This is a genomic window from Stenotrophomonas sp. 71799_Sma (assembly GCF_056482505.1).
This window is the reverse complement of sequence record NZ_CM151202.1, coordinates 577532-597974: the sequence shown is the minus strand read 5'-3', so window position 1 is coordinate 597974 and position 20443 is coordinate 577532. Positions and strand designations below refer to the sequence as shown.

At 64.2% G+C, this 20443-nt stretch carries 17 protein-coding genes; 3 read left to right on the top strand and 14 right to left on the bottom strand.

Annotated elements, in window-relative coordinates; genetic code table 11:
- Positions 1-3: 3 nt before the first annotated feature.
- The 12 genes from ACZK4Z_RS02710 to ACZK4Z_RS02655 form a co-directional block, all read right to left on the bottom strand.
- Positions 4-705 (bottom strand): NAD-dependent epimerase/dehydratase family protein, encoded by a 702-nt coding sequence (locus ACZK4Z_RS02710; protein WP_125892511.1) that lies wholly within the window; start codon positions 703-705, stop codon positions 4-6.
- Positions 702-2141 (bottom strand): glycosyltransferase family 4 protein, encoded by a 1440-nt coding sequence (locus ACZK4Z_RS02705; protein WP_125892509.1) that lies wholly within the window; start codon positions 2139-2141, stop codon positions 702-704. The genes ACZK4Z_RS02710 and ACZK4Z_RS02705 overlap by 4 nt, the downstream gene beginning before the upstream one ends.
- Positions 2138-2869: a glycosyltransferase gene (locus ACZK4Z_RS02700; RefSeq protein ID WP_125892507.1), complete on the bottom strand. Its 732-nt coding sequence runs from the start codon at positions 2867-2869 to the stop codon at positions 2138-2140. Before ACZK4Z_RS02700 ends, ACZK4Z_RS02705 begins: the two co-directional genes overlap by 4 nt.
- 4 nt (positions 2870-2873) lie before the next feature.
- Positions 2874-5105 (bottom strand): hypothetical protein, encoded by a 2232-nt coding sequence (locus tag ACZK4Z_RS02695; protein ID WP_125892505.1) that lies wholly within the window; start codon positions 5103-5105, stop codon positions 2874-2876.
- An 8-nt stretch (positions 5106-5113) separates the two neighbouring features.
- Positions 5114-6913: a class I SAM-dependent methyltransferase gene (locus tag ACZK4Z_RS02690; protein WP_125892503.1), complete on the bottom strand. Its 1800-nt coding sequence runs from the start codon at positions 6911-6913 to the stop codon at positions 5114-5116.
- A gap of 17 nt (positions 6914-6930) precedes the next feature.
- Positions 6931-8349: an ABC transporter ATP-binding protein gene (locus ACZK4Z_RS02685; protein ID WP_125892501.1), complete on the bottom strand. Its 1419-nt coding sequence runs from the start codon at positions 8347-8349 to the stop codon at positions 6931-6933.
- Entirely contained in the window at positions 8339-9121 is a 783-nt protein-coding gene (locus tag ACZK4Z_RS02680; RefSeq protein ID WP_125892499.1) for an ABC transporter permease, read from the bottom strand. Before ACZK4Z_RS02680 ends, ACZK4Z_RS02685 begins: the two co-directional genes overlap by 11 nt.
- A complete protein-coding gene (locus ACZK4Z_RS02675; protein ID WP_125892497.1) occupies positions 9118-10302 on the bottom strand; it encodes a cystathionine gamma-synthase in 1185 nt (394 codons plus the stop codon). The genes ACZK4Z_RS02680 and ACZK4Z_RS02675 overlap by 4 nt, the downstream gene beginning before the upstream one ends.
- Before the next feature lie 123 nt (positions 10303-10425).
- Entirely contained in the window at positions 10426-11796 is a 1371-nt protein-coding gene (locus ACZK4Z_RS02670; RefSeq protein WP_032127973.1) for a pyridoxal-phosphate dependent enzyme, read from the bottom strand.
- Between the two features lie 299 nt (positions 11797-12095).
- A complete protein-coding gene (locus ACZK4Z_RS02665; RefSeq protein ID WP_004154075.1) occupies positions 12096-12332 on the bottom strand; it encodes an HP1242/YdcH family protein in 237 nt (78 codons plus the stop codon).
- A gap of 324 nt (positions 12333-12656) precedes the next feature.
- Positions 12657-13541, bottom strand: coding sequence for an OmpA family protein (locus ACZK4Z_RS02660; RefSeq protein WP_125892495.1), 885 nt, complete (start codon positions 13539-13541; stop codon positions 12657-12659).
- Positions 13538-13903: a DUF4398 domain-containing protein gene (locus tag ACZK4Z_RS02655; RefSeq protein ID WP_125892558.1), complete on the bottom strand. Its 366-nt coding sequence runs from the start codon at positions 13901-13903 to the stop codon at positions 13538-13540. The genes ACZK4Z_RS02660 and ACZK4Z_RS02655 overlap by 4 nt, the downstream gene beginning before the upstream one ends.
- 121 nt (positions 13904-14024) lie before the next feature.
- Between ACZK4Z_RS02655 and ACZK4Z_RS02650 the strand changes: the two genes are divergently transcribed.
- The 3 genes from ACZK4Z_RS02650 (at position 14025) to ACZK4Z_RS02640 (ending at position 18001) form a co-directional block, all read left to right on the top strand.
- Complete coding sequence (locus ACZK4Z_RS02650; protein WP_032127971.1) at positions 14025-15152, top strand: PilT/PilU family type 4a pilus ATPase; 1128 nt, start codon at positions 14025-14027, stop codon at positions 15150-15152.
- A 130-nt stretch (positions 15153-15282) separates the two neighbouring features.
- On the top strand, positions 15283-16560 hold the full coding sequence (locus tag ACZK4Z_RS02645; RefSeq protein ID WP_125892493.1) for a putative DNA modification/repair radical SAM protein: 1278 nt from the start codon (positions 15283-15285) through the stop codon (positions 16558-16560).
- A complete protein-coding gene (locus ACZK4Z_RS02640; protein WP_125892491.1) occupies positions 16541-18001 on the top strand; it encodes a UdgX family uracil-DNA binding protein in 1461 nt (486 codons plus the stop codon). Before ACZK4Z_RS02645 ends, ACZK4Z_RS02640 begins: the two co-directional genes overlap by 20 nt.
- A 45-nt stretch (positions 18002-18046) precedes the next feature.
- On the opposite strand, the gene maiA is transcribed toward ACZK4Z_RS02640, so the two are convergent.
- Positions 18047-18715 carry a maleylacetoacetate isomerase gene (gene maiA / locus ACZK4Z_RS02635; RefSeq protein ID WP_125892489.1) on the bottom strand — a complete coding sequence of 223 codons (669 nt, stop codon included), beginning with the start codon at positions 18713-18715 and terminating at the stop codon, positions 18047-18049.
- Between the two features lie 14 nt (positions 18716-18729).
- On the bottom strand, positions 18730-19719 hold the full coding sequence (locus ACZK4Z_RS02630; RefSeq protein WP_032127967.1) for a fumarylacetoacetate hydrolase family protein: 990 nt from the start codon (positions 19717-19719) through the stop codon (positions 18730-18732).
- Between the last annotated feature and the right edge of the window lie 724 nt (positions 19720-20443).

The following is a 20443-nucleotide window of genomic DNA, read 5'->3' as shown; positions in this document are numbered from 1 at the left end:
ACGTCAACCATTGACGGCATCGGCATAGTACTTCCCAATCAGCGCCCTCATGTATCCGGGGCCCAGGCGGACACCGCATGCCTGAGCCGCACGCTCGCAATCCGCTGTTTCAATCGGGAACGCTACGCCTTGGTCCAGAACCCGGCAATTGCCCTGCCGCCCCAGCACGTCCTCCATGCAACGCACGATCGCCAGCATGTTGGTGGAGCAGACATCGGCCAGCGACATCATCGGTGGATACTGGTCCCGATGGCGCAGCACATGGGTGCCAAGTGTCGCCACGTCCTGGATGTCGATCAGATTACGTTCCGCCCGAGCCCACACGTCGAAGGGCTCGCCCGAAAGTATCCTCGAACACAGAAAATTGGTCAGGGTGTGCGGATTGCCGCCCGCCCCCACCACCTGCGGGAGGCGGAACACCTGGCCACGCACGTCGGCGAGGATGCGAGCCTCCATTGCCGCCTTGTGCTGTAGATAGGGGGTCTGCCGTTCCGATGGGTTGCCGACCGCGCAGCTGCCGAAATAGACAATCCGCCGCAACTGCTTGCTTGCAAGCACCTCGTCGAGCATGCGCTCTTCGCGCGCAAATGCGGCGCGCTCTGTTTCGGCCGAGTTCGACACGCCGGCAGCGACGATCATCGTCGTCTCATCCTGCAGCCAGTCGTCCACGAAGGCCGTGGCAACCAGTCCACGTCCAATAATCACGATGAGCGTCCTTTTTTATGGGTCAACGTCGCCGGTGCCCCCGGAAGATAGTAGGGAATCTCACGCAGCACGCCGGCAAAGTCGCCCCAGCCACGCCCCACCGCCAATGCGGCGTACTGCTGCTCCCGGCGGTTTCGGCGAAGCGCCGGACTATCGATGAGTTGCTGCAACTGCTCCACATACGCCGCAACGTCATCCGATGTGTCCACCAGGATGGAACGATCGATCAGGTCCACGATACCGCCCACGGCAGGGGCAACAATGGGCAAACCGGCAGCACTGGCGTCCAACAGTATCGTCGGCACCCCTTCCCATGAGGAGGTGAACAGGTAGGCCGCATGGGCCTTCCCTGCAATATCTTCGAACCGCGAAAATGAACCATGCAGTTTCACATTCGGCAGCCTCTGCAGTTCACTGATCGCCGGATGCACGCGGCCCAACTCAGATACACCGTACACATCGAAAGGCACTGACGGCATCGTCCGCGCAATGGCCAGCAGGACATCCGGCCGCTTCTGTCGATCAAAACGCCCCGCCCACAGGATCCGGGGAGCGCCGTCGATCCCAAAATCATCATCCTTGCGGACAACCGTGCGGTCATAGGGAAAACGAAGGACCGTGAACAATTGACGCGGCACACCGAGTTCCTGCACCCACAGGTCCGGGAATACGTCGTTGTCGCAGAACACCCCCGCAAGGTGCGTACGGCACTCACGCAGATAGCTGCGTGCGTAGCCGACGGGCACGCCATCGTTGTTACGGTCATCGCAGAAAAGCGAGGCGAACAGCCGCGACGCTTGGCGCAATGCCAATCCATGCAGCCTGAAGGATTCCCATGCAACGCGGGAATTGATGACATGGATGACCTTCGGCTGCATCTGCACCAGCAGCCGGGTCAACAACTGCACCCTGCCCGGCATTCCCATCGGCCCCAGCATCCGCCCGAAATGCAACACCCTGATGCCGGCAGGAATGCGATCCAGCCAAGGCGAATTGATGTCTTCGGTCAGGATCACCAGAACATTGGCCGCCGGCATTGACTCGACCCACGCTTTCAGGTGATACAAAGCTCCGCGGTCAGCACCACCCCGCACAAGCCACGGCACGATCAGCACGTGCGTGGCGCGACGGGCGCCCACGGCTGCAGCCAGCTCGCGATACAACGCTCCTGCCCGGGTATCGACGGGGACGCCATAGTGCCTGTAGTGGACACCGCAACCTTTCGGTCCAAGCAGCTCTGGCTCGAAGTGCGCCAGCGCGTTGATCTCACCATCCAGCCACGCGGGCATCTCACGGCGCGCATGACTGATGCGTTTACCCGTGCTCTCCAGCCGCCTGCCCACTCCGCCCAGGATGCGTCCCAGTTCAGCGCGCGGATCACGCAGGAGCTGTCGAAGGCTCACGCGACGCAGCAAAGCCAGCAGCCGCCCGATCATGCATCCTCCCAACGACCGAAAAGGTCGCTTGGCGGCATGACGACCTGCAGCTCACTGCTGGTCGCGTTGACCGAGCCGCTCTGCTTCAACCGATAGAAGTAGGCTGTCTCCGGCACGGTCACATGCCGGAAGCCCGCGGCCACGGACTGGCAACTCCAATGCCAATCCTCATAGCCAAAACCGGTCTGTTTCGGGCGACACCCGACATAGGGAACCTCAGCAAACACATCGCGTCGTGCGAACACCGCACTGACCCATGGGTTCTCGGAGATCAGCATGTCGGCGGAAAAGTACGTGGAGTCCTGGTCCAGCTGCCAGCTGAAGAAGTTGTCCCTACCGAAGCTGACGACCACTTCCGGATGCAGGATCGTGCGCTCAGGCAGGCCGACCGCAAAGGCCATGTGACGCCGGAAGTACTCGCGGCTGATCAGGTCATCACCATCCAACGTGCAAGCATGAATACCGCGCGCGCGCGCCAGGCCGAGATTCCGGGCGAGTGCAGCATCCCCCACGGCAACCTCGATGATGAGCTCATCGCCCTCCAGATCGGGATGGTTTCGAATGATCGCCGTGGTCTCTGTATCTGCATTGTCCAGTACAAGCACGACTTCCACGTCGATCCCCGCCTGGCGGGCGTCCGCACGCGACTTCAGATAGCTGCACAGTGCCGCGTGGGCAAACAGACCCTCCTTGTGGAAGGTGACTACAACACTCAGGCCCGGTGCCATGGGCTCACCTCCGCCGGAGCAGCGAGGTCAGCGCACGCAGCATCGCTCGCACCATGCGCTTCATCGGCAAGCGTTCCAGTGCCTCGGCCAGCCGGGACATCTCCGCCGCCAGCGATTCGGCCGGTAGGCACGGCTGCGGCGCGTTCCCCATGACCACGCCGGTCGCTGCCGCCAGCGTGCGCGCGGACGCCTCCAAGCGTGCATGCACCGCCTGCTGCCGGGTGTAGAGATCCAACAGGTCCGCGTTCTCCGCCTGGGCCTGGCGAAGCTCACCCTGCAATGCCGATTGCCTGGCCTCCGCGTGCTGGTGCGCCAGGTGGAAGGCCGCACGAATACCTGCAATCTCCTTGTCCAGGAGATCCTTCTGCAACTGGGCTGCCTCGATCACCTGCCGTGATTGCTCCAGTGCTGCCGTCAACTGATGATACTGGCCATCCAGCCAATCCTTCGCATCCTGCAATTGCTCCAGCCACAGCTTGGAGTGTTGCTGCTGGCTGCGGAGTTCGTGCAACTGCGTCCGCCAGGAACGGTTGCTCCATTGCCAGGCAAGGCCGGGCCGCAGCGGGACTTCAGCTGTCAGGCGCAGTGCCGATGCGAGGCAGCCCGCCTCGTCCATAACTGCCGCAAGTTCCGGAAGCGCAAACGTTTCAGGCGCATCGGCATTGCCGACCACCTCTCTCCAAAGAGATTGAGCAGACAACCGACGCGCCTCATCCAGCCCGCGCGCCCATGCCTCGCGAGCAGCCGCCACATCGCCCTGGCCGAATCGTATCCAGCCCAGGCGCACAGCCGCAGCAGTGGTTTTGGTTCCCAGCAACGGGCTGAACTGCAGTACATCGAACGCGAGGACGCGCGTGTAGCAGTCTGCTGCCAATGACAGCTCGCCATCTGCTTGATGGAGGAGCGCAGCGGCGAAGGCCAGTGAGACCTGCCAGCGCAACACTGTCGGGTTGGCAACGGGCAGGTCCATGTAGCGCTTGGCAGCAGCAAGCAACGCATCTCGCTTGTCGCCACCCGATGCGGTGGTGTCATACAGAAGCACGCAGAGCGCAGCGCCATAGTCGGCAGACGTATCAGGGCACTCGCGGAGCACCCTGTCAGCCAACTGCCTGCGCAGGCCTGCAGATTCCAGGCGGAGCCCCATTGCGACGATCAGGCGGACCAGGCTCGCATCAAGGTAGTCACGCTGGAATGCGATGATGTTCGGCGCCTGCAAGGAGGCATCGCGAATGACGCCATGTCCATTGATCTTGACCGCCATCAACACCAGCACGTCCGCCATTGCGGTAACGGTTGGATCCAGGACCAGGTGATCGTCAGCATCGCGCGGAACTTCCACGAACTGGGATAGACCTGCCGGATGATTCAGACCTTGCCACCATGCACGATCGATGGCGAGGCCCTGTTGTTCCATCGCGTCCATCAGCGCACGAGCCTGGGCGCTACGTCCATCGTGAAGCGGGATCGCCACGACCAGGCGGCCACTACGTGCCAACACCTCCTGCACGTGCTGTAACCAAACACTCAGGTCCGAATGCTCGTGACCTACGCTTGTGATCACCACATCGACCGGCTGTGCGTTCTGTCGCCATGCCGAAGGCTCCAGCCATTCCACGCCTGGTTCCAGTTCCAGCTCCAGTGCAGGCTCCATGACCACGCCGAGCCAGCGACAGCGTGAATGCTGCTGCACGATGCGCCAGAGGCCGCGATCGCCGGCGTCCGTCGCGATCACCGCATCACCAGGCCGCACCAGTGCGGCGGCCAAGCCATGGTAGCTGGCCTTAAGGTCGACGCTCGGCTGCAAGGAATGCACGCCTTCCCGGCTGAGGGTCAGGACCGCTGCACCGGCAGGTGCACCTTCCAGTGCATAGGTGGCCGGATGCATCTGCCAACCCTGTGCGACCGCCTGCTTGACCCAGTCGGCCAGCTCCTGCGAGCACTCTGCCGGACCAATCAGCACCAGCGAATCCAGCGTGCAGTCAAGGGCGGACGAGCGTTCGACCGCATCACCTGCCCAAGCGATACCCAAGCTTCGACCAGGCAAACTAAAAACCCCTCGTGCATCTTCCACGACGTCGCAGCCCGCGGCACGCAGCGGGGCCGCCATCGCAGCCAGTTCCTGTCCTCGCAGGCAGACTCGGCTGGGGCCGACCGCTCGCAGGCAATATCCGGCCAGATCTTCTGCCAGTTGGGCATCCAACGTGGCAGCGGCAACGCATGGAGAGGAGTCACTCATCGTCGCGGTTATCCGTTGCCACCGGCGTGCGATGCGGCGTCGGTGGACAGTCGTCGAACCTCGGCCGACAACGCATGATATTGCGCATCCAGCCATTGCCGGGCGGCTTCAAGTTCCGCAGTGTACTGCTCAAGCTCGCTGATGCGTTGCATGTGCTCGTGGTACTTGCCGTCCAGCCACTGCTTGGCATCCATCAACTGGCGCACCTCACGGGACCCCAGATTGATCTGTTCGGCTCCATCGCCGGGACCCGAAGTAATCGCTCGGTCATCTTCGTCCGATGGCAGGACAGCCGATGCACCGAGCAATTCCGCCATGACCAGCGGATGCGACTCAAGCAACCTCTGCAATGCACCCGGGCTCGCCGGAGTGTCGTCGGTCATACGTTCGGAGGCGAGGTGCAATAGTCCCGCCGCTCTAGCGTCATCGGCACCAGAGGCCAGCGCTTCGCGAGCAGCTGTCCGCACGTGTTGCCAATGGACTCCAGCCTGCTCGTCATTCCCATCGACCACGTTCAGAATCGCAGACAGTGCGTGGGACGCCCCCCGCAACAACGCATCTTCGTCATCGTGCATTGCATCGAGCCGGTCCAGTGCATCGCCACGGCGACCCTCTGCAATCAGGACCTGAATTTCCTGCAAAGGACAGGAGACACCTTCGGAGAAAGCACCCGCCTTGCGCGCCAACACCAGCAACCATTCGCCATCGCACACGGGACCCTGGAGAGGGTCGATCTCCAGCATCGAGCGCGCAACAAGGTGGCGTTTCTGACCACCACCGGCATCCTGCAGCCACGCCTTCTCGATCTCGAAACCATTGCGTTCGAACTGCGCCACCAGCCGCGGCCAGTCATAAACATGGAAGTGGAACGGGTTGGGATCTTCGCCGGTCTCGTCCGACCAGTCATTGGGTACGCTCGCGTACACGCGCCCACGTGCAGACAACACTCGGTGCAGCTCGGACAACAACCGATCCGGCTCCGGCAGATGCTCCAGGGTTTCCACGGATACCGCGAAATCAGCAGACCCGTCGGCCATTCCGGTCAGATCCTGTGCATCGCCCACCACGAACGTAGTTGGCACAGGCGAAACCGGTGCGAAATTGGCGTTGGCATAGTCCACCGCATACTCGCTGGCATCAAGGCCGATGAACGAGGCGGCATGACTGTTGTGCGCCAACTGATAGGAGCCGTAGCCCAGTCCACAGGCCACGTCGACAACCCGGTCCCCGGGGCGGATGAACTGTGCTGCCTGCGCGTACCGCGTCATGTGCGCGTCGGAGCGACGGCCGGGTTCACGCGTCATGTCGGTGTGCAGATCCCGTTCTTCTTCGAGCGCCTTCAGCGGATAGACCGCCAAAGCAGCAGCAGGCACACGTTCGAAGGCGATCATCAGCAAGCCGGTGACTCGATCCAGCTCACCATAAGGCGCCACCCGCTCATTGAGTGGATGCTTCCGCCACTCCGTCTTGATGATTGCCGCTTCCCAGGCAGCACGGCTGGAAGTGGAGGCAGCATCACCCACAATCACCAGGCAAACCGGTCCTGCGATGTCCGACAGCAGTGCTGAAATTCTCTCGCTCGCGTGGCCCACATCCCCCTGCTCAAGCACGATGACGCCCGACGCGGCGCCGTGACCGCCATCCTGCAGCGTCATGCCAGTCTGGCGAAGCCCCTGCAACAACGCCGAAGGTACGTCGCCGCGTAGTGCTACCGCGCCTGCAGGCAACCAGGAACGCAGCCGCTCAACTGCGACCCGCGCCGCAGCGGGTGTCAGGGCAGTGTTCGAAAGGGATGGAGTCATATCCATTGCAGTGCCTTCTTCGTTCAAGGGGTGGTGGCGACAGTTGCGCGCATGCGGAGGTCGCAGACGCCACCAAACGTGTATTCCTTCTGCCGCATCCCGACTTGGAAGAACGCAGCCTCGTCCCGCCAGTGCAGCATGCGCTGGGCACCGCCAAAACGCTCGAGCTCCTCTGAAACCGAAACCTGCACCTCGTAGAAATTGACACCCAGAGCGCAGTCGAATTCGAATCTCACAACAAACGGCTCATCGGCGGGGAACGTGGTCCCCCATACACCCGGTTGTTCACTGCCCTGCTCGGTCCATTGGCTGACATCCTGATTCAGGGTTCCCCATGAATAGAGCTTCACGCCTTCCTTGTTGCGCAGGCGGACATTGACGTTCAGTTTATCCATGGCCCGCGTCGGTCGCGCGGTGACCTCGATGATCGCGCGTTCGCGCGGAAGGAAGTACGCACATTCGTTGCCGTCGGTGTCCAGCACCCGCACATGTTCCACCACGCAGTCGAAGTCACCGAAGGACAGCTTGTCACTGCGCACCCCTAGCACAGGCGAACCGCCGTGCTCGGCAGGCTCGGCCACCGGGTCGGCATCCGACTGTGCCTCGATGGTTTGCCTGGCGTGCTGCAGGTGCTGGGCACTGATGGATGCGTAGTAATCGCGCTCATCGTCGTGCAGCTGCTTGCGGTACTCCAACACGACCTCCGAAGACGGGCCGGCCACGCGCACGGTGCCGTCACGAAGCAGGATGGCATGGTCCGTGAGCGTACGGATCGACTCCTGATCGTGCGACACCAGCAGCAGCGTGCAGCCGTTTGCACGCAGCGCCTCCATCTGCTGGAAACAGCGCTTCTGGAACAGCGCATCACCCACCGCCAAGGCCTCATCGACAATCAGGATGTCGGGCTCCACCTGAGTCTGCACTGCAAACGCCAGTCGCAGCATCATGCCGCTGGAGTAGGTCCGCACCGGCTGGTCGATGAAGTTGCCGATGTCGGCGAAGGCGGCGATGGCATCGAAACGCTGCATCACCTCGCGCTCGGTCAGGCCCAGGATCATGCCATTGAGAACGACGTTCTCACGCCCGGTGAAGTCTGGATTGAAGCCGCTGCCCAGCTCCAGCAACGCGGCGATACGACCATTGACCTGCGCCAAGCCGGTGGTGGGGGCCAGCGTGCCGGCGATGATCTGCAGCAGGGTCGACTTGCCTGAACCATTGCGTCCGATGATGCCCACCGCGTCACCGCGCTTCACCTTCAGACTGACGTCGCGCAGCGCCCAGAATTCGCGCCCGCGCTGACGAGAGGACCATTCCCCTTTGCCAGGCAGCACACGGCCAAGCCGGGGCAGCAGCATCTGCAGCAGGCGATCCGACGGCTTGTCGAAAATATTGAAGACCTTGCTGACATTCTCGATGTCGATAACCAGATTGTCAGACGACATCGGCGAAGGCCCTCCGGGTCCGCTGGAACCACCAGTAACCAAAGACATAGATCCCTGCCGACCAGCCCACCGCCCAGGCGTAGTGCCCCAAGTCAGGCAAGGTGCCGGTTACGATCAGCGCGCGGGTCTGCTCGACATAGATGGCCAGCGGACTGAGGCGCATCCAGTTGCCGATGGCCTCGGGAAAGATGATCGACGGATACAGCACGGGAGTAAGGTACTGCAGCACCCGCGCCAGCAACCCGGCGATCTGATCCACGTCGCGGAAGAACACGCCCAGGGAGGCGAACAGGTAGGTCACGCCCATGGTCAGGGCCAGCAATGGCACGATCAGGAGCGGCAGCAGCACGACCTGCCAATGCAGCCCGAAGCTGCTGAACAGCAGGAACGCCACCAGCGCCACCGTCGCCACACCTGCGTTGTACAGGGAAGACAGCACCACCACCGGCGGCAGCACCTCCAGCGGGAACACCACCTTCTTCACCAGATTCGGATTACTGAGCACCGCAGTGGGCGCACGCGTAAGCGACTCAGCGAAGAAGTTGTAGACGATCAATCCGATGAACAGCAGGACAGCGTAGTCAACCTTCGTATGGGTTTCGATGCCTTTCCACTTCGCACTGAAGATTGTGGAGAAGATGATCGTATAGATGGCCAGCATGATCAGCGGCACAAGCACGCCCCATAGCGCACCCAGCAGCGAATCCTTGTACTTCTTCTTGATGTCACGGCCGGTCAGGCTCAGCATCAATTCGATGCGACGGCCCATCATGCGGTGGCAGCCTCCAGCGCCCTTTCCAGATCCACCTGCAGATCCCCCAGATCCTCCACACCCACGCTCAGCCTTACCAGCGCATCACTGATGCCCAGCTGCTCCCGGCGCGCAACCGGAATCGAGGCATGCGTCATTACCGCCGGATGGTTCACCAGGCTTTCCACGCCGCCCAGCGACTCGGCCAGAGTGAACAGTTCGGTCTTCTCGCAGAAGCGCTTGGCCGCCTCGAACCCGCCCTTGAGCACGATCGAAACGATGCCGCCGTAACCGGCCATCTGCTTGCCGGCCAGCTCATGCTGCGGGTGCGACGGCAGGCCCGGGTAGATCACCTTTTCCACGGCCGGGTGCTTCTCCAGCCACTGCGCCAGGGCGAGCGCATTGGCGCAGTGCGCCTTCATGCGCAGCGGCAGGGTCTTCAGGCCACGCAGGGCCAGGAAGCTGTCGAACGGGCCCTGCACGCCACCCACCGAGTTCTGCAGGAAGGCCATCTGCTCGGCCAGTTCAGCGTTGTCGCCGACCACCACCATGCCACCGACCATGTCCGAGTGGCCATTGAGGTATTTGGTGGCCGAATGCAGGACCAGGTCCGCGCCCAGTTCCAGCGGACGCTGCAGCATCGGCGAGGCGAAGGTGTTGTCGACCACCACGATCAGGCCATGGCGCTTGGCGATGGCGGTGACCGCAGCGATATCCACGATCTTCAGCATCGGGTTGGTCGGGGTCTCGATCCACACCATCTTCGTCTTCGGCGTGATGGCCGCTTCGAAGGCCGCCAGATCGGTCAGGTCGACGAAGCTGAAGTCCAGCCCGGCGGTGCGGCGACGCACGCGCTCGAACAGACGGAAGCTGCCGCCGTAGATATCGTCCATTGCCACCACATGGCTGCCAGCGTCCAGCAGCTCGATCACGGTCGAGCTGGCCGCCATGCCCGAAGCGAAGGCAAAGCCGCGGGTGCCGCCTTCCAGCGACGCCACGCAACGCTCATAGGCGAAGCGGGTCGGGTTGTGGGTACGCGAGTACTCGAAGCCCTGATGCTCGCCCGGGCTGGACTGGGCGTAGGTCGAGGTGGCGTAGATCGGCGGCATCACCGCGCCGGTGCTGGGGTCGGGCGACTGGCCACCGTGGATGGCCAGGGTAGCCAGGGCCAGGGCGCGATCCTGGGAAGTTGCGTTGGACATGTTCTTTCCTGAGGGGCGCCGACGCACGGCGCCATCGAAGGTGCGGAAGTCTACCAGCGCGGCCTTAACGACCTTTGACGCGGATAAACCAGGATTCAGCAGTGAACGTCGGCGATCAGCGGCTTACTGCACGCGACGGCGCAGATAGTTCAGCAGGTCGATACGGGTGATCAGGCCCAGGAAAGTGTCGCCGTCCATCACGATCGCCACCTGGCCGCGGTCGAACACCGGCAGCAGCGCCTCGATCGGCGACTTCACGTCCAGCCGGTCCAGCTTGCTGACCATCGCGGTGGCGACGGTGTCGCGGAAGCGTGCCTCATCGCCATACACGTGCAGCAGCACGTCGCTTTCGTCGACGATGCCGACCAGCTGCTCGCCGTCCATCACCGGCAGCTGCGACACGTCGTACAGCTTCATGCGCTGGTAGGCGGTGGTCAGCAGGTCGTTCGGACCGATCACCACGGTGTCGCGCTGGCCGTACGGGCGCAGGATCAGGTCGCGCAGGTCACCGTGCTGCGGGCGCTGCAGGAAACCGTTGTCCAGCATCCAGTAGTCGTTGTACATCTTCGACAGGTACTTGTTGCCGGTATCCGGCACCAGCACCAGCACCTTCTTCGGCGTGGTCTGCTCCTTGCAGTACTTCAGGCCGGCGGCCAGCAGGGTGCCGGTGGACGAACCACCCAGGATGCCTTCCTTGCCCAGCAGTTCGCGTGCGGTGTGGAAGCTCTCGGCATCGCTGATGGCATAAGCCTTCTTGACGCGGCTGAAATCGGAGATCGACGGCAGGAAGTCCTCGCCGATGCCTTCCACCAGCCAGCTGCCCGATTTGTCGTTCAGATTGCCGTCGTTGATGTACTCGGCCAGGATCGAACCGACCGGATCGGCCAGCACCAGTTCGGTCTTCGGCGACAGCTTGGCGAAGGCGCGCGACAGGCCGGTCATGGTGCCGGAGCTGCCGCAGCCGAACACGATGGCGTCGAGGTCGCCGCCCATCTGCTCGAGGATTTCCGGGCCGGTACCGAATTCATGCGCGGCCGGATTGTCCGGGTTGCCGAACTGGTTGATGAAGTAGGCGCCCGGGGTCTGCTCGGCGATGGTCTTGGCCAGGTCCTGGTAGTACTCCGGATGGCCCTTGGCCACGTCAGAGCGGGTCAGGCGCACTTCGGCGCCCATCGCCTTCAGATTGAAGATCTTTTCCCGGCTCATCTTGTCGGGAACGACCAGAATGAGCTTATAGCCCTTCTGCTGGGCCACCAGCGCCAGGCCCAGGCCGGTGTTGCCAGCCGTGCCCTCAACCAGGGTGGCACCGGGCTTCAGGTCGCCGCGCTTTTCCGCCGCCTCGATCATCGACAGGCCGATGCGATCCTTGATCGATCCGCCCGGGTTGGCGCTCTCCAGCTTCAGGTAGAGCTCGCAGACGCCGGTGTCCAGGCGCTGGGCCTTGACGATCGGGGTCTGGCCGATGAGTTCGAGGACGGAAGAATGGATGGGCATTCGGAGGACTTTCGGTTCGCGCCGCACAGGGCCGGACCGATGATTATCCGACGGATGGCGATGAAAGTCAGGTCGGCAGGGCCGCAGCCCGTCCACCGTAAAAAGAGATGCGGACGGCCCCGGATCGACGAGGAGACCGGTACCGCCCGCATCGGTGAGCTGTGCCTGCAGGCCAAGGCACCACGGCCTGTGGTGCCTTGGCGCGGCCGCCTCATCGGCGGTGCCGCGATGCCGGGGCAGGAGCGCCCGGCGGGGCCATCGATGGCCGGGTCACGCCGTTCCGGGCGTGACGGGGTGCGTCAAAGCGTGGGGGACGTCATTGGGAGCGGTGTTTCGTACATTCGCAGAAGTCGTTGCTTGGCCAGCAGCTTCTCGCGCTTCATGCGACCCAGGGTGACATCATCGATCGGGAGTACACCCAACTCCGCGTCCATGCACTTCTTGTTCAACTTACGGTGCTGGTCATGGAGTGCCCTGAACTCCGGATCACGCGCGCGACGGGCGTCGATCTCGCTCTGGGGCTGATCTTCAAACATGATGGACCTCCTTCGACAGATACACGAACGCCCCGGCCGCAAGGCACGGGGCGTTGTTCATGGAGGAGCGCCGGTCGATGGCCACCTGGACGCCTGCAACGACCTGCGGCACTGGCCTGCGCACGTCGATCTGCTGCGGTTCGCGCCCTGTTTGCATCGGCCCGGCCCTCCCATCGTCCGGTCCGCGGCATTGCGTCCCGGACGATTGACCCTACGCCTGCTCAAGGCGGGGTACAAGACCCCTGCGGCAAAAAGACCGAACCCCGCCGGGGCGGGGTTCAGGCTGAATGCTCATCGCAACGAAAAACAAACAATATCAAGCAATTACGGGGCGATGATGACCTCGGCCGAGCGTGCCCGGGTGGACGCGGCCTTCTTGCCACTGAGCTGGATCCGGTTGCTGGCGACACCGCCCGCGACCAGGGCGTCGCGCAGCGCTTCGGCGCGCTTCTGACCGACCCCGTTGGCGCTGTCATAGGCCTCGATGCGCAGGCGGCCCTTCTTGCCGATGTTCAGGTACTCGGCCAGCGCCTTGGCCTGGTTGCGGGCCCCACCGGACAGGCTGGAGGCGCCAGCGGCAAATGCGTCACCATTGAAGGTGAAGACTTCGCCACGGCCATCGAACTTCGAGCCCGGCAACTTCTGCCCGGATACCAGCTCGGCTTCCTCGCGGGCCAGCTTGGCGGCGTTCTGCTGGGCGGCGCTGAGGCGCTGCTGCTGCTTGCCGGCGACGCTGGTCAGGGCGTTCTCGGCGTCCTGGCGGGCCAGGGTTTCGGCCTCGGCGGCCTGGCGCAGGCGCTCCGCCTCCTCGGCCTGCATCTGCGCCTGCATTCTCAGCTGCTCGGCTTCCTGGCGGGCGCGGGCGGCATCGCGGCGGCTGGCCTCGATCAGCAGGTCGCTGCGGGTGCGCTCCAGGCGGTCGACCTCACGCGCGGCCAGTGCGGCACGCACGGCAGTCTCGGCAATCTCCACCCGGCGCTCGGCCAGGTAGGTGGCCAGCTCCTGGTCGCGGCGCTTGGCCTTGTCCAGGGTGGCGATGGCCTGCTGGGCCTGCATGCGCTCGAAGGCGCCCAGCTCAGCCGTGTCGGGATTGGCCTGGATGGCCATCAGACGCTGGCTCAGCTGCGCCACCATCGGGTTGTCGGCGGCCAGGGCCAGGGTCGGCAGCGCCAGCAGCGCAGCCAGGGTTGTGGCAGTCATCGGCTTCACCGGCGGTCCTCCCCGGTCGACAGCTGGCGCTGCAGCTGGTTGACCTCGTTGCGGCGCAACTGCAGCTGCGCGGTGACGGTGGCTTCCTCGCTGCGGGCGCGGGCCAGGTCGGCATCGGCAGCGGCGCGCAGGGCGATCGCCGGGGCGTTCTTGCGCTCGCGGCGGTCGCCGGCAGCACGCTGGGCCTGTTCCAGCCCCTGCCGGGCCAGCCCGATCAGGTCCGGGGCGTACTGGTCGGCGTCGGCCTGGGTGGCCTTGTCGACCGCCTGCCGGGCCTGGGCCAGTTCCAGTGCGCCGTCCTGCGCCCAGGCGGTGGCAGACAGTGCGAATGCAAACGCCATCACATACAGGCCATGGCGCATTCGTGCGAAGCTAAGTCGTTTCATTGGGGAGGCCGTACCGGTTGTCGGTTCACGGCCATTGTCGTCAAGCCGACACCGTGCTGGCAACGGGCGTCGGCCGTTTCGTTGGGGAAAATTCGCAATGGATATCGGCTACTTCCTGAAGCTGATGACCGAAAAGAACGCTTCGGACATGTTCCTGACCACCGGAGCACCGGTCTACATCAAGATCGAGGGGAAGCTTTATCCGCTGGGCAACACCGGCCTGCCGCCGGGCATGGTCAAGAAGATCGCCTACTCGCTGATGGACGAAGGCCAGGTGCCGCAGTTCGAGCGCGAGCTGGAGCTCAACATGGCCATCGCCCTGCCCGATGCCGGGCGCTTCCGCGTCAACGTGTTCAAGCAGCGCGGCGAAGTGGGCATGGTCATCCGCGCCATCCGCAGCCGCATCCCGAGCATCGAAGAGCTGAACCTGCCACAGGTGCTGAAGGACGTCATCATGACCCCGCGCGGGCTGGTGCTGGTGGTGGGGTCCACCGGTTCCGGCAAGTCCACCTCGCTGGCGTCGATGATCGACCACCGCAACAGCACCACCACTGGTCACATCCTCACCATCGAGGACCCGATCGAGTACCTGCACAAGCACAAGATGTCGATCGTCAACCAGCGCGAGGTCGGGCTGGACACCCATGCCTTCCACAACGCGCTGAAGAACGCGATGCGTGAAGCGCCGGACGTGATCCTGATCGGCGAGATCCTGGATGCGGAAACGATGGAGGCGGCGATCGCCTTCGCCGAAACCGGCCACCTGTGCCTGGCCACCCTGCACTCCAACAACGCCGACCAGACCATCGAGCGCATCCTCAACTTCTTCCCGGAAAGCGCGCACAAGAACGTGCTGATGAACCTGGCGCTGAACCTGCGTGCGGTGATCAGCCAGCGCCTGGTGAAGAACAAGGAGGGCCGTCGCCTGCCGGCCACCGAGGTGCTGATCAACACGCCGATGATCCGTGACCTGCTGCGTCGCGGCCAGGTGCACGAGATCAAGGCGGCGATGGAAGGCTCGCTGGAGGAAGGCATGGAGAGTTTCGACCAGTGCCTGTTCCGTCTGGCCAAGGCCGGCATCATCGAGCAGGAGGAAGCGCTGCGCGCGGCCGACTCGCGCGATGGCCTGGCCCTGAAGTTCCGCCTGTCCGAAGGCAGCAGCGGCGAGCACGACCCGTATGCGGATTTCTCGGCCGGGCAGCCAAGCATCACTCACGGGTTCTGACCGCACGAAAAGGGGGACGGAGGGGATTAAGTCGTAAGTGCATTTACGACTTAATCCCCTCCGTCCCCTTTTCCTGAAGAATTCAGGGGCGGTCTCATCCAATGAGACCCCTCATCCGTAGGTTTCCTCAATGGAAACCATCCGCAAGCTGGCCATTCTGGCCGATGCCGCCAAGTACGATGCCTCCTGCGCCTCCAGCGGCTCGGGCAAGCGCGATTCGCGCGTCAGTGGCGGTATCGGCAGCACCGAGGGCATGGGCATCTGTCACAGCTACACGCCCGATGGCCGCTGCGTTTCGTTGCTGAAGATCCTGCTGACCAACTTCTGCATCTACGACTGCGCCTATTGCGTGAACCGCGTCTCCAGCAACGTGCCCCGCGCACGTTTCAGCGTGGACGAGGTGGTCACACTCACCCTGGACTTCTACAAGCGCAACTACATCGAGGGCCTGTTCCTGTCCAGCGGCATCATCCGCAATGCGGACTACACCATGGAACAGATGGTGGAAGTGGCCCGGCAGCTGCGCGAAGAACACCGCTACGCCGGCTACATCCACCTCAAGACCATTCCCGAGGCCTCGCCGGAGCTGCTGGCCAGTGCCGGGCGCTATGCCGACCGCCTGTCGATCAACGTGGAACTGCCGACCGAAGCCGGCCTGAGCGCCTTGGCGCCGGAGAAGACGGTGCATTCGATACGCGGCGCGATGGGCGAACTACGCTGGCGCATCGAGGAAGCCAAGGAGGCGCGCAACGCCCCCGCAGCGGTGGCGCCGAGGGCCAGCCGCAGTCCACGCCCTCCCCGTTTCGCACCCGCCGGGCAGAGCACGCAGATGATCGTCGGCGCGGACGGGGCCAACGACCAACAGATCCTGGCCAGCGCCGATGCGCTGTACGGCAACTACCGCATGCGCCGGGTGTACTACTCCGCGTTCAGCCCGATTCCGGACGCCAGCCGGCAGCTGCCACTGCAACCGCCTCCGCTGCAGCGCGAACATCGCCTCTACCAGGCCGACTGGTTGCTGCGCTTCTACGGTTACGGCGTGGATGAGATTACCGATACCACCCAGGACGGCATGCTCGACCTGGATATCGACCCGAAAATGGCTTGGGCGATCCGTCACCCCGAGCGCTTTCCTGTGGATCTCAACCGTGCGCCGAAGGAAATGCTGCTTCGCGTACCCGGGCTGGGCGTGCGCAACGTGAAACGGGTGCTGATGGCACGCCGCCACGGTCGCCTGCGGGTTGCCGATGTAGCACGCCTGAAGGCACCGATGAGCAAACTGCTTCCGTTTGTGCAGCTGGCTGACCACCATCCACGCAAATCGCTGGACGATCCGGCGGCGCTGCGCGCGCAGTTGGCCCCACCGCCTCGTCAGGGATCGCTGTTTGATGCACCGCCCGCCGCCTGACGCGCAGCGCTGGTCGCTGCGGGTGGACCCGCAGTGGTCGCTGCAGGCCTGGCGCGATGCTGCGCGCGAAGCGTTGCTGCGAGGCGTGGCCCCTCCTCAGCTGGACTGGCTGGAAGGGAGCGAAACGTCCTTGCTGGATGCGCCGGCCGTGCAGCGGGCGCCGATGCTGGCCGATGCCAGTGCACCCAACGTGCCCCGCGATTTCCTGGAACTGGCGGCCACCTGCCTGTGCCATCACGACCCCCAGCGACTGGCCTTGCTGTATCGCCTGCTGTGGCGCATCGTCCATGGCGAGCGTTCGGTGCTGAGCAATCCCGCCGACGCCGATGTCCTGCGCGCAACGGCGCTCGCCCAGGCCGTCCGCCGTGACACGCACAAGATGAAGGCATTCGTGCGCTTCCGCGAGGTGCCTGGCCAGCCTGATGCGTTCATCGCCTGGTTTGAGCCACAGCACCACATTGTCGACCGGGTCGCGCCCTTCTTCGCGCGCCGCTTCACCGGCATGCGCTGGGCGATCCTCACGCCTTCGCGCAGCGTCGCATGGGATGGGCAGGCGCTTGCCTTCGGCCCCGGCGCACGGCGCGAGGATGCCCCGGCCGAGGATGCGCGCGAATCACTGTGGCAGACCTACTACGCCAATATCTTCAATCCGGCGCGACTCAATACATGCATGATGATGCAGGAGATGCCGGCAAAGTACTGGCGCCACCTGCCGGAGGCCCAGCTGCTGCCACGCCTGGTGCGCGATGCGGCCGACCGCGTACAGGAAATGCATGACCGTCCCGCGCAGGCACCGCAGCGCAGGATCCCCCTGCGTGCAGGTGTTGCGATGCCAGCAGCGGATGCCAGCAGTCTGGAGAATCTACGCGGACAGGCCAGCACCTGCCGCCAGTGCCCGCTGTGGGAGCAGTCCACGCAGACCGTGTTCGGGCAGGGGCCTGCAGACGCCCGCATGATGCTGATCGGGGAACAACCTGGCGACACCGAGGATCTGCGCGGACAGCCGTTCATGGGTCCTGCCGGTCAGCTGCTGGACCGTGCGCTGACCGAATTGGGAATCGATCGCGCGGCGCTGTACCTCACCAACGCCGTGAAGCACTTCCATCATGAACGGCGTGGCAAGGTGCGACTGCACAAGCGACCGGAAAGCCGGCACATCCAGGCCTGCCGCCCTTGGCTGATGGGTGAGATCGCGCGCGTGCGGCCCCAGGTGATCGTGTGCCTCGGCGCGACAGCGGCAGCCTCGGTGTTTGGTCGTGGGTTCGACCTCTCACGCGACCGCGGACGCTGGCACACCCTCGAGGACGGCACCCGCGGCTATGCCACGGTGCACCCGGCATGGGTATTGTGGCAGACCGACGATGCGCGCCGCGAGGATGCCTACCGGCTGTTCCGCGATGACCTGGCCCGATTGCAACAAAAAGGGGACGGAGGGGATTAAGTCGTAAGTGCACAAACGACTTAATCCCCTCCGTCCCCTCTACTTTCAGCCGGCGTCGGGCTGGTTTTCCGGGCGTGCGCGGTCGAAGGCGTCCAGTGCCTGGCAGGCAGCTTCGATACGGCGCAGGGTCGGGTACGGCGCCAGGTCCAGGCCGAAGCGATGCGCGTTGTACAGCTGCGGCAGCAGACAGATATCGGCCAGGCCGGGACGGTCACCGTGGCAGAAGGTGCCCGTCGCGCTGCTGTTGGCCAACATTGCCTCCATGGCAGCGAAGCCTTCGGCGATCCAGTGCAGGGTCCACTGCGTGCGGACATCGGCCGGCACCTGCAGGCTGCGCTCCAGGTACTGCATCACCCGCAGGTTGTTGATCGGGTGGATGTCGCAGGCCACCAGCTGGGCCAGCGCGCGCACCCGCGCACGGCCGGCGGCATCGGCCGGTAGCAGCGGTACCTGCGGGAAGCGTTCTTCCAGATACTCCAGGATCGCCAGCGACTGGATCAGCGCATGCCCTTCATGCAACAGGGTTGGCACCAGTTGCTGCGGATTGAGCGCGCGATAGGCGTCAAGGTGCTGCTCGCCACCGTCGCGCACCAGGTGCACCGGCCGGGCCTCCCAGGCCAGGCCCTTCAGCTCCAGGCCGATGCGCACGCGGTAGGCGGCGCTGGATCGCCAGTAGGTGTACAGCACGATGCCGTCGTCGACCGGGATCTCCATCGCCGCTTCCATGCTCAGGGCCTGGTCGCCTGTTCGATGCGCTGCTCGATCGCACCGAAGATGCTGTTGCCGGCGGCATCGAGCATCTCGATGCGGACCACGTCGCCGAACGACATGAACGGCGTACTCGGCTTGCCGTCGCGCAGGGTTTCGACCACCCGCTGTTCGGCAAAGCAGGAGGCACCCTTGCTGGTGTCTTCGTTGGCGATGGTGCCCGAGCCAACGATGGTACCGGCGCTGAGCGGACGGGTCTTGGCCGCATGCGCAACCAACTGGGCGAAGTTGAACTGCATGTCCACGCCCGCTTCCGGCGCACCGAACCACTGGCCGTTGATGTGGGTCAGCAGCGGCAGGTGCACCTTGCTGTCCTGCCACGCGGCGCCCAGCTCGTCGGGGGTGACAAACACCGGCGACAGTGCCGAACGCGGCTTGGACTGCAGGAAGCCGAAGCCCTTGGCCAGCTCACCCGGAATCAGGTTGCGCAGCGAGACATCGTTGACCAGGCCGACCAGCTGGATATGGCCTGCGGCCTGTTCCGGGGTGGCGGCCATCGGCACGTCGTCGGTGATCACCACGATCTCTGCTTCCAGGTCGATGCCATAGTCCTCGCTGACCACCTTGACCGCGTCGCGCGGACCGTAGAAACCGGCGCTGGTCGCCTGGTACATCAGCGGGTCGGTGTAGAAGCTCTCCGGCACCTCGGCGCCACGGGCGCGGCGCACGCGCTCGACATGTGGCAGGTAGGCGCTGCCATCGACGAACTCATAGGCACGCGGCATCGGCGCGGCCAGCGCCTGCGGGTCCAGGTCGAACACGCCATCGGCGTCGCCCGCGTTGAGCGATTCGTACAGGGCGTTCAGGCGCGGCGCGATGTGGCTCCAGTCCTCCAGGGCCTGCTGCAGGGTGGCGGCAATGCCGGTGGCGCGCACGCCGTGGCGCAGGTCACGCGAGACGACGATCAGGGTGCCGTCGCGGCCGCCTTCCTTCAAAGAACCAAGCTTCATGGGTGGGTGTCCGGAGTCGTGGGCAAACAAGTTTCAAGTGTAATCAAATCTGCGGCGGCGCCAAGCTGCAGCGCGGCATCGGCCCACCCTACCGTAGTGGGGGGTTTCGGCAGGGTTGCACCCTGCACCTGCTTCAAGCCAGGGCAACGTCAACAGCAACAGCCGGCTCTGGGTTGTCTGTGAGCTGGGCGGGACGGTGTGGGTGGGCAGGACACGCCGTAAACCCGTCCCTGGGGGCTCGATGGCGCCATCCATGGCGCCAACGGTCCTGCCCACCCACACCGTCCCACCCCTGACAATTTCCCGATGACGGATCGAACATCCACATCATTCATCGTCGAAATCCGTCAGATATCGAAATTGATCGAATGAGATTCGACAGATCGCGGAAAACTCTCGAAGGCGGGGTGGGTCCGGTGGCAGGGGCGTGAGCCGCATGGATGCGGCGACCGAGCTTACATGGACGTACTTGCAGCGTCCCCTGCCACCGGACCCATCCCGCCTACCCACAGGAACCCGGCCTTTGACGTTGCTTCAGCCTCTGCGGGTGCAGGGCGCAGCCCTGCAGAGAGCCCCCTACCTGAACAGGCCTTTTTGCGTGAAGTCTCAAACATCGTTTAGACTTGCAGGGTCTGCAGCGGCCGTCCGTTTCCCTCCGGGATCGCCGGCGACCTGGGTCCGCCCTCTTCGCCCGCCCCCACTCCGACGCCGTTCGTCACGCATT

Coding starts and splice junctions, on each gene's coding strand:
- ACZK4Z_RS02705 (WP_125892509.1), bottom strand. CDS start 2,141: ATGATCGGGCGGCTGCTGGCTTTGCTGCGTCGCGTGAGCCTTCGACAG.
- ACZK4Z_RS02700 (WP_125892507.1), bottom strand. CDS start 2,869: ATGGCACCGGGCCTGAGTGTTGTAGTCACCTTCCACAAGGAGGGTCTG.
- ACZK4Z_RS02695 (WP_125892505.1), bottom strand. CDS start 5,105: ATGAGTGACTCCTCTCCATGCGTTGCCGCTGCCACGTTGGATGCCCAA.
- ACZK4Z_RS02690 (WP_125892503.1), bottom strand. CDS start 6,913: ATGGATATGACTCCATCCCTTTCGAACACTGCCCTGACACCCGCTGCG.
- ACZK4Z_RS02685 (WP_125892501.1), bottom strand. CDS start 8,349: ATGTCGTCTGACAATCTGGTTATCGACATCGAGAATGTCAGCAAGGTC.
- ACZK4Z_RS02680 (WP_125892499.1), bottom strand. CDS start 9,121: ATGATGGGCCGTCGCATCGAATTGATGCTGAGCCTGACCGGCCGTGAC.
- ACZK4Z_RS02675 (WP_125892497.1), bottom strand. CDS start 10,302: ATGTCCAACGCAACTTCCCAGGATCGCGCCCTGGCCCTGGCTACCCTG.
- ACZK4Z_RS02670 (WP_032127973.1), bottom strand. CDS start 11,796: ATGCCCATCCATTCTTCCGTCCTCGAACTCATCGGCCAGACCCCGATC.
- ACZK4Z_RS02665 (WP_004154075.1), bottom strand. CDS start 12,332: ATGTTTGAAGATCAGCCCCAGAGCGAGATCGACGCCCGTCGCGCGCGT.
- ACZK4Z_RS02655 (WP_125892558.1), bottom strand. CDS start 13,903: ATGCGCCATGGCCTGTATGTGATGGCGTTTGCATTCGCACTGTCTGCC.
- ACZK4Z_RS02650 (WP_032127971.1), top strand. CDS start 14,025: ATGGATATCGGCTACTTCCTGAAGCTGATGACCGAAAAGAACGCTTCG.
- ACZK4Z_RS02645 (WP_125892493.1), top strand. CDS start 15,283: ATGGAAACCATCCGCAAGCTGGCCATTCTGGCCGATGCCGCCAAGTAC.
- ACZK4Z_RS02640 (WP_125892491.1), top strand. CDS start 16,541: ATGCACCGCCCGCCGCCTGACGCGCAGCGCTGGTCGCTGCGGGTGGAC.
- maiA (WP_125892489.1), bottom strand. CDS start 18,715: ATGGAGATCCCGGTCGACGACGGCATCGTGCTGTACACCTACTGGCGA.
- ACZK4Z_RS02630 (WP_032127967.1), bottom strand. CDS start 19,719: ATGAAGCTTGGTTCTTTGAAGGAAGGCGGCCGCGACGGCACCCTGATC.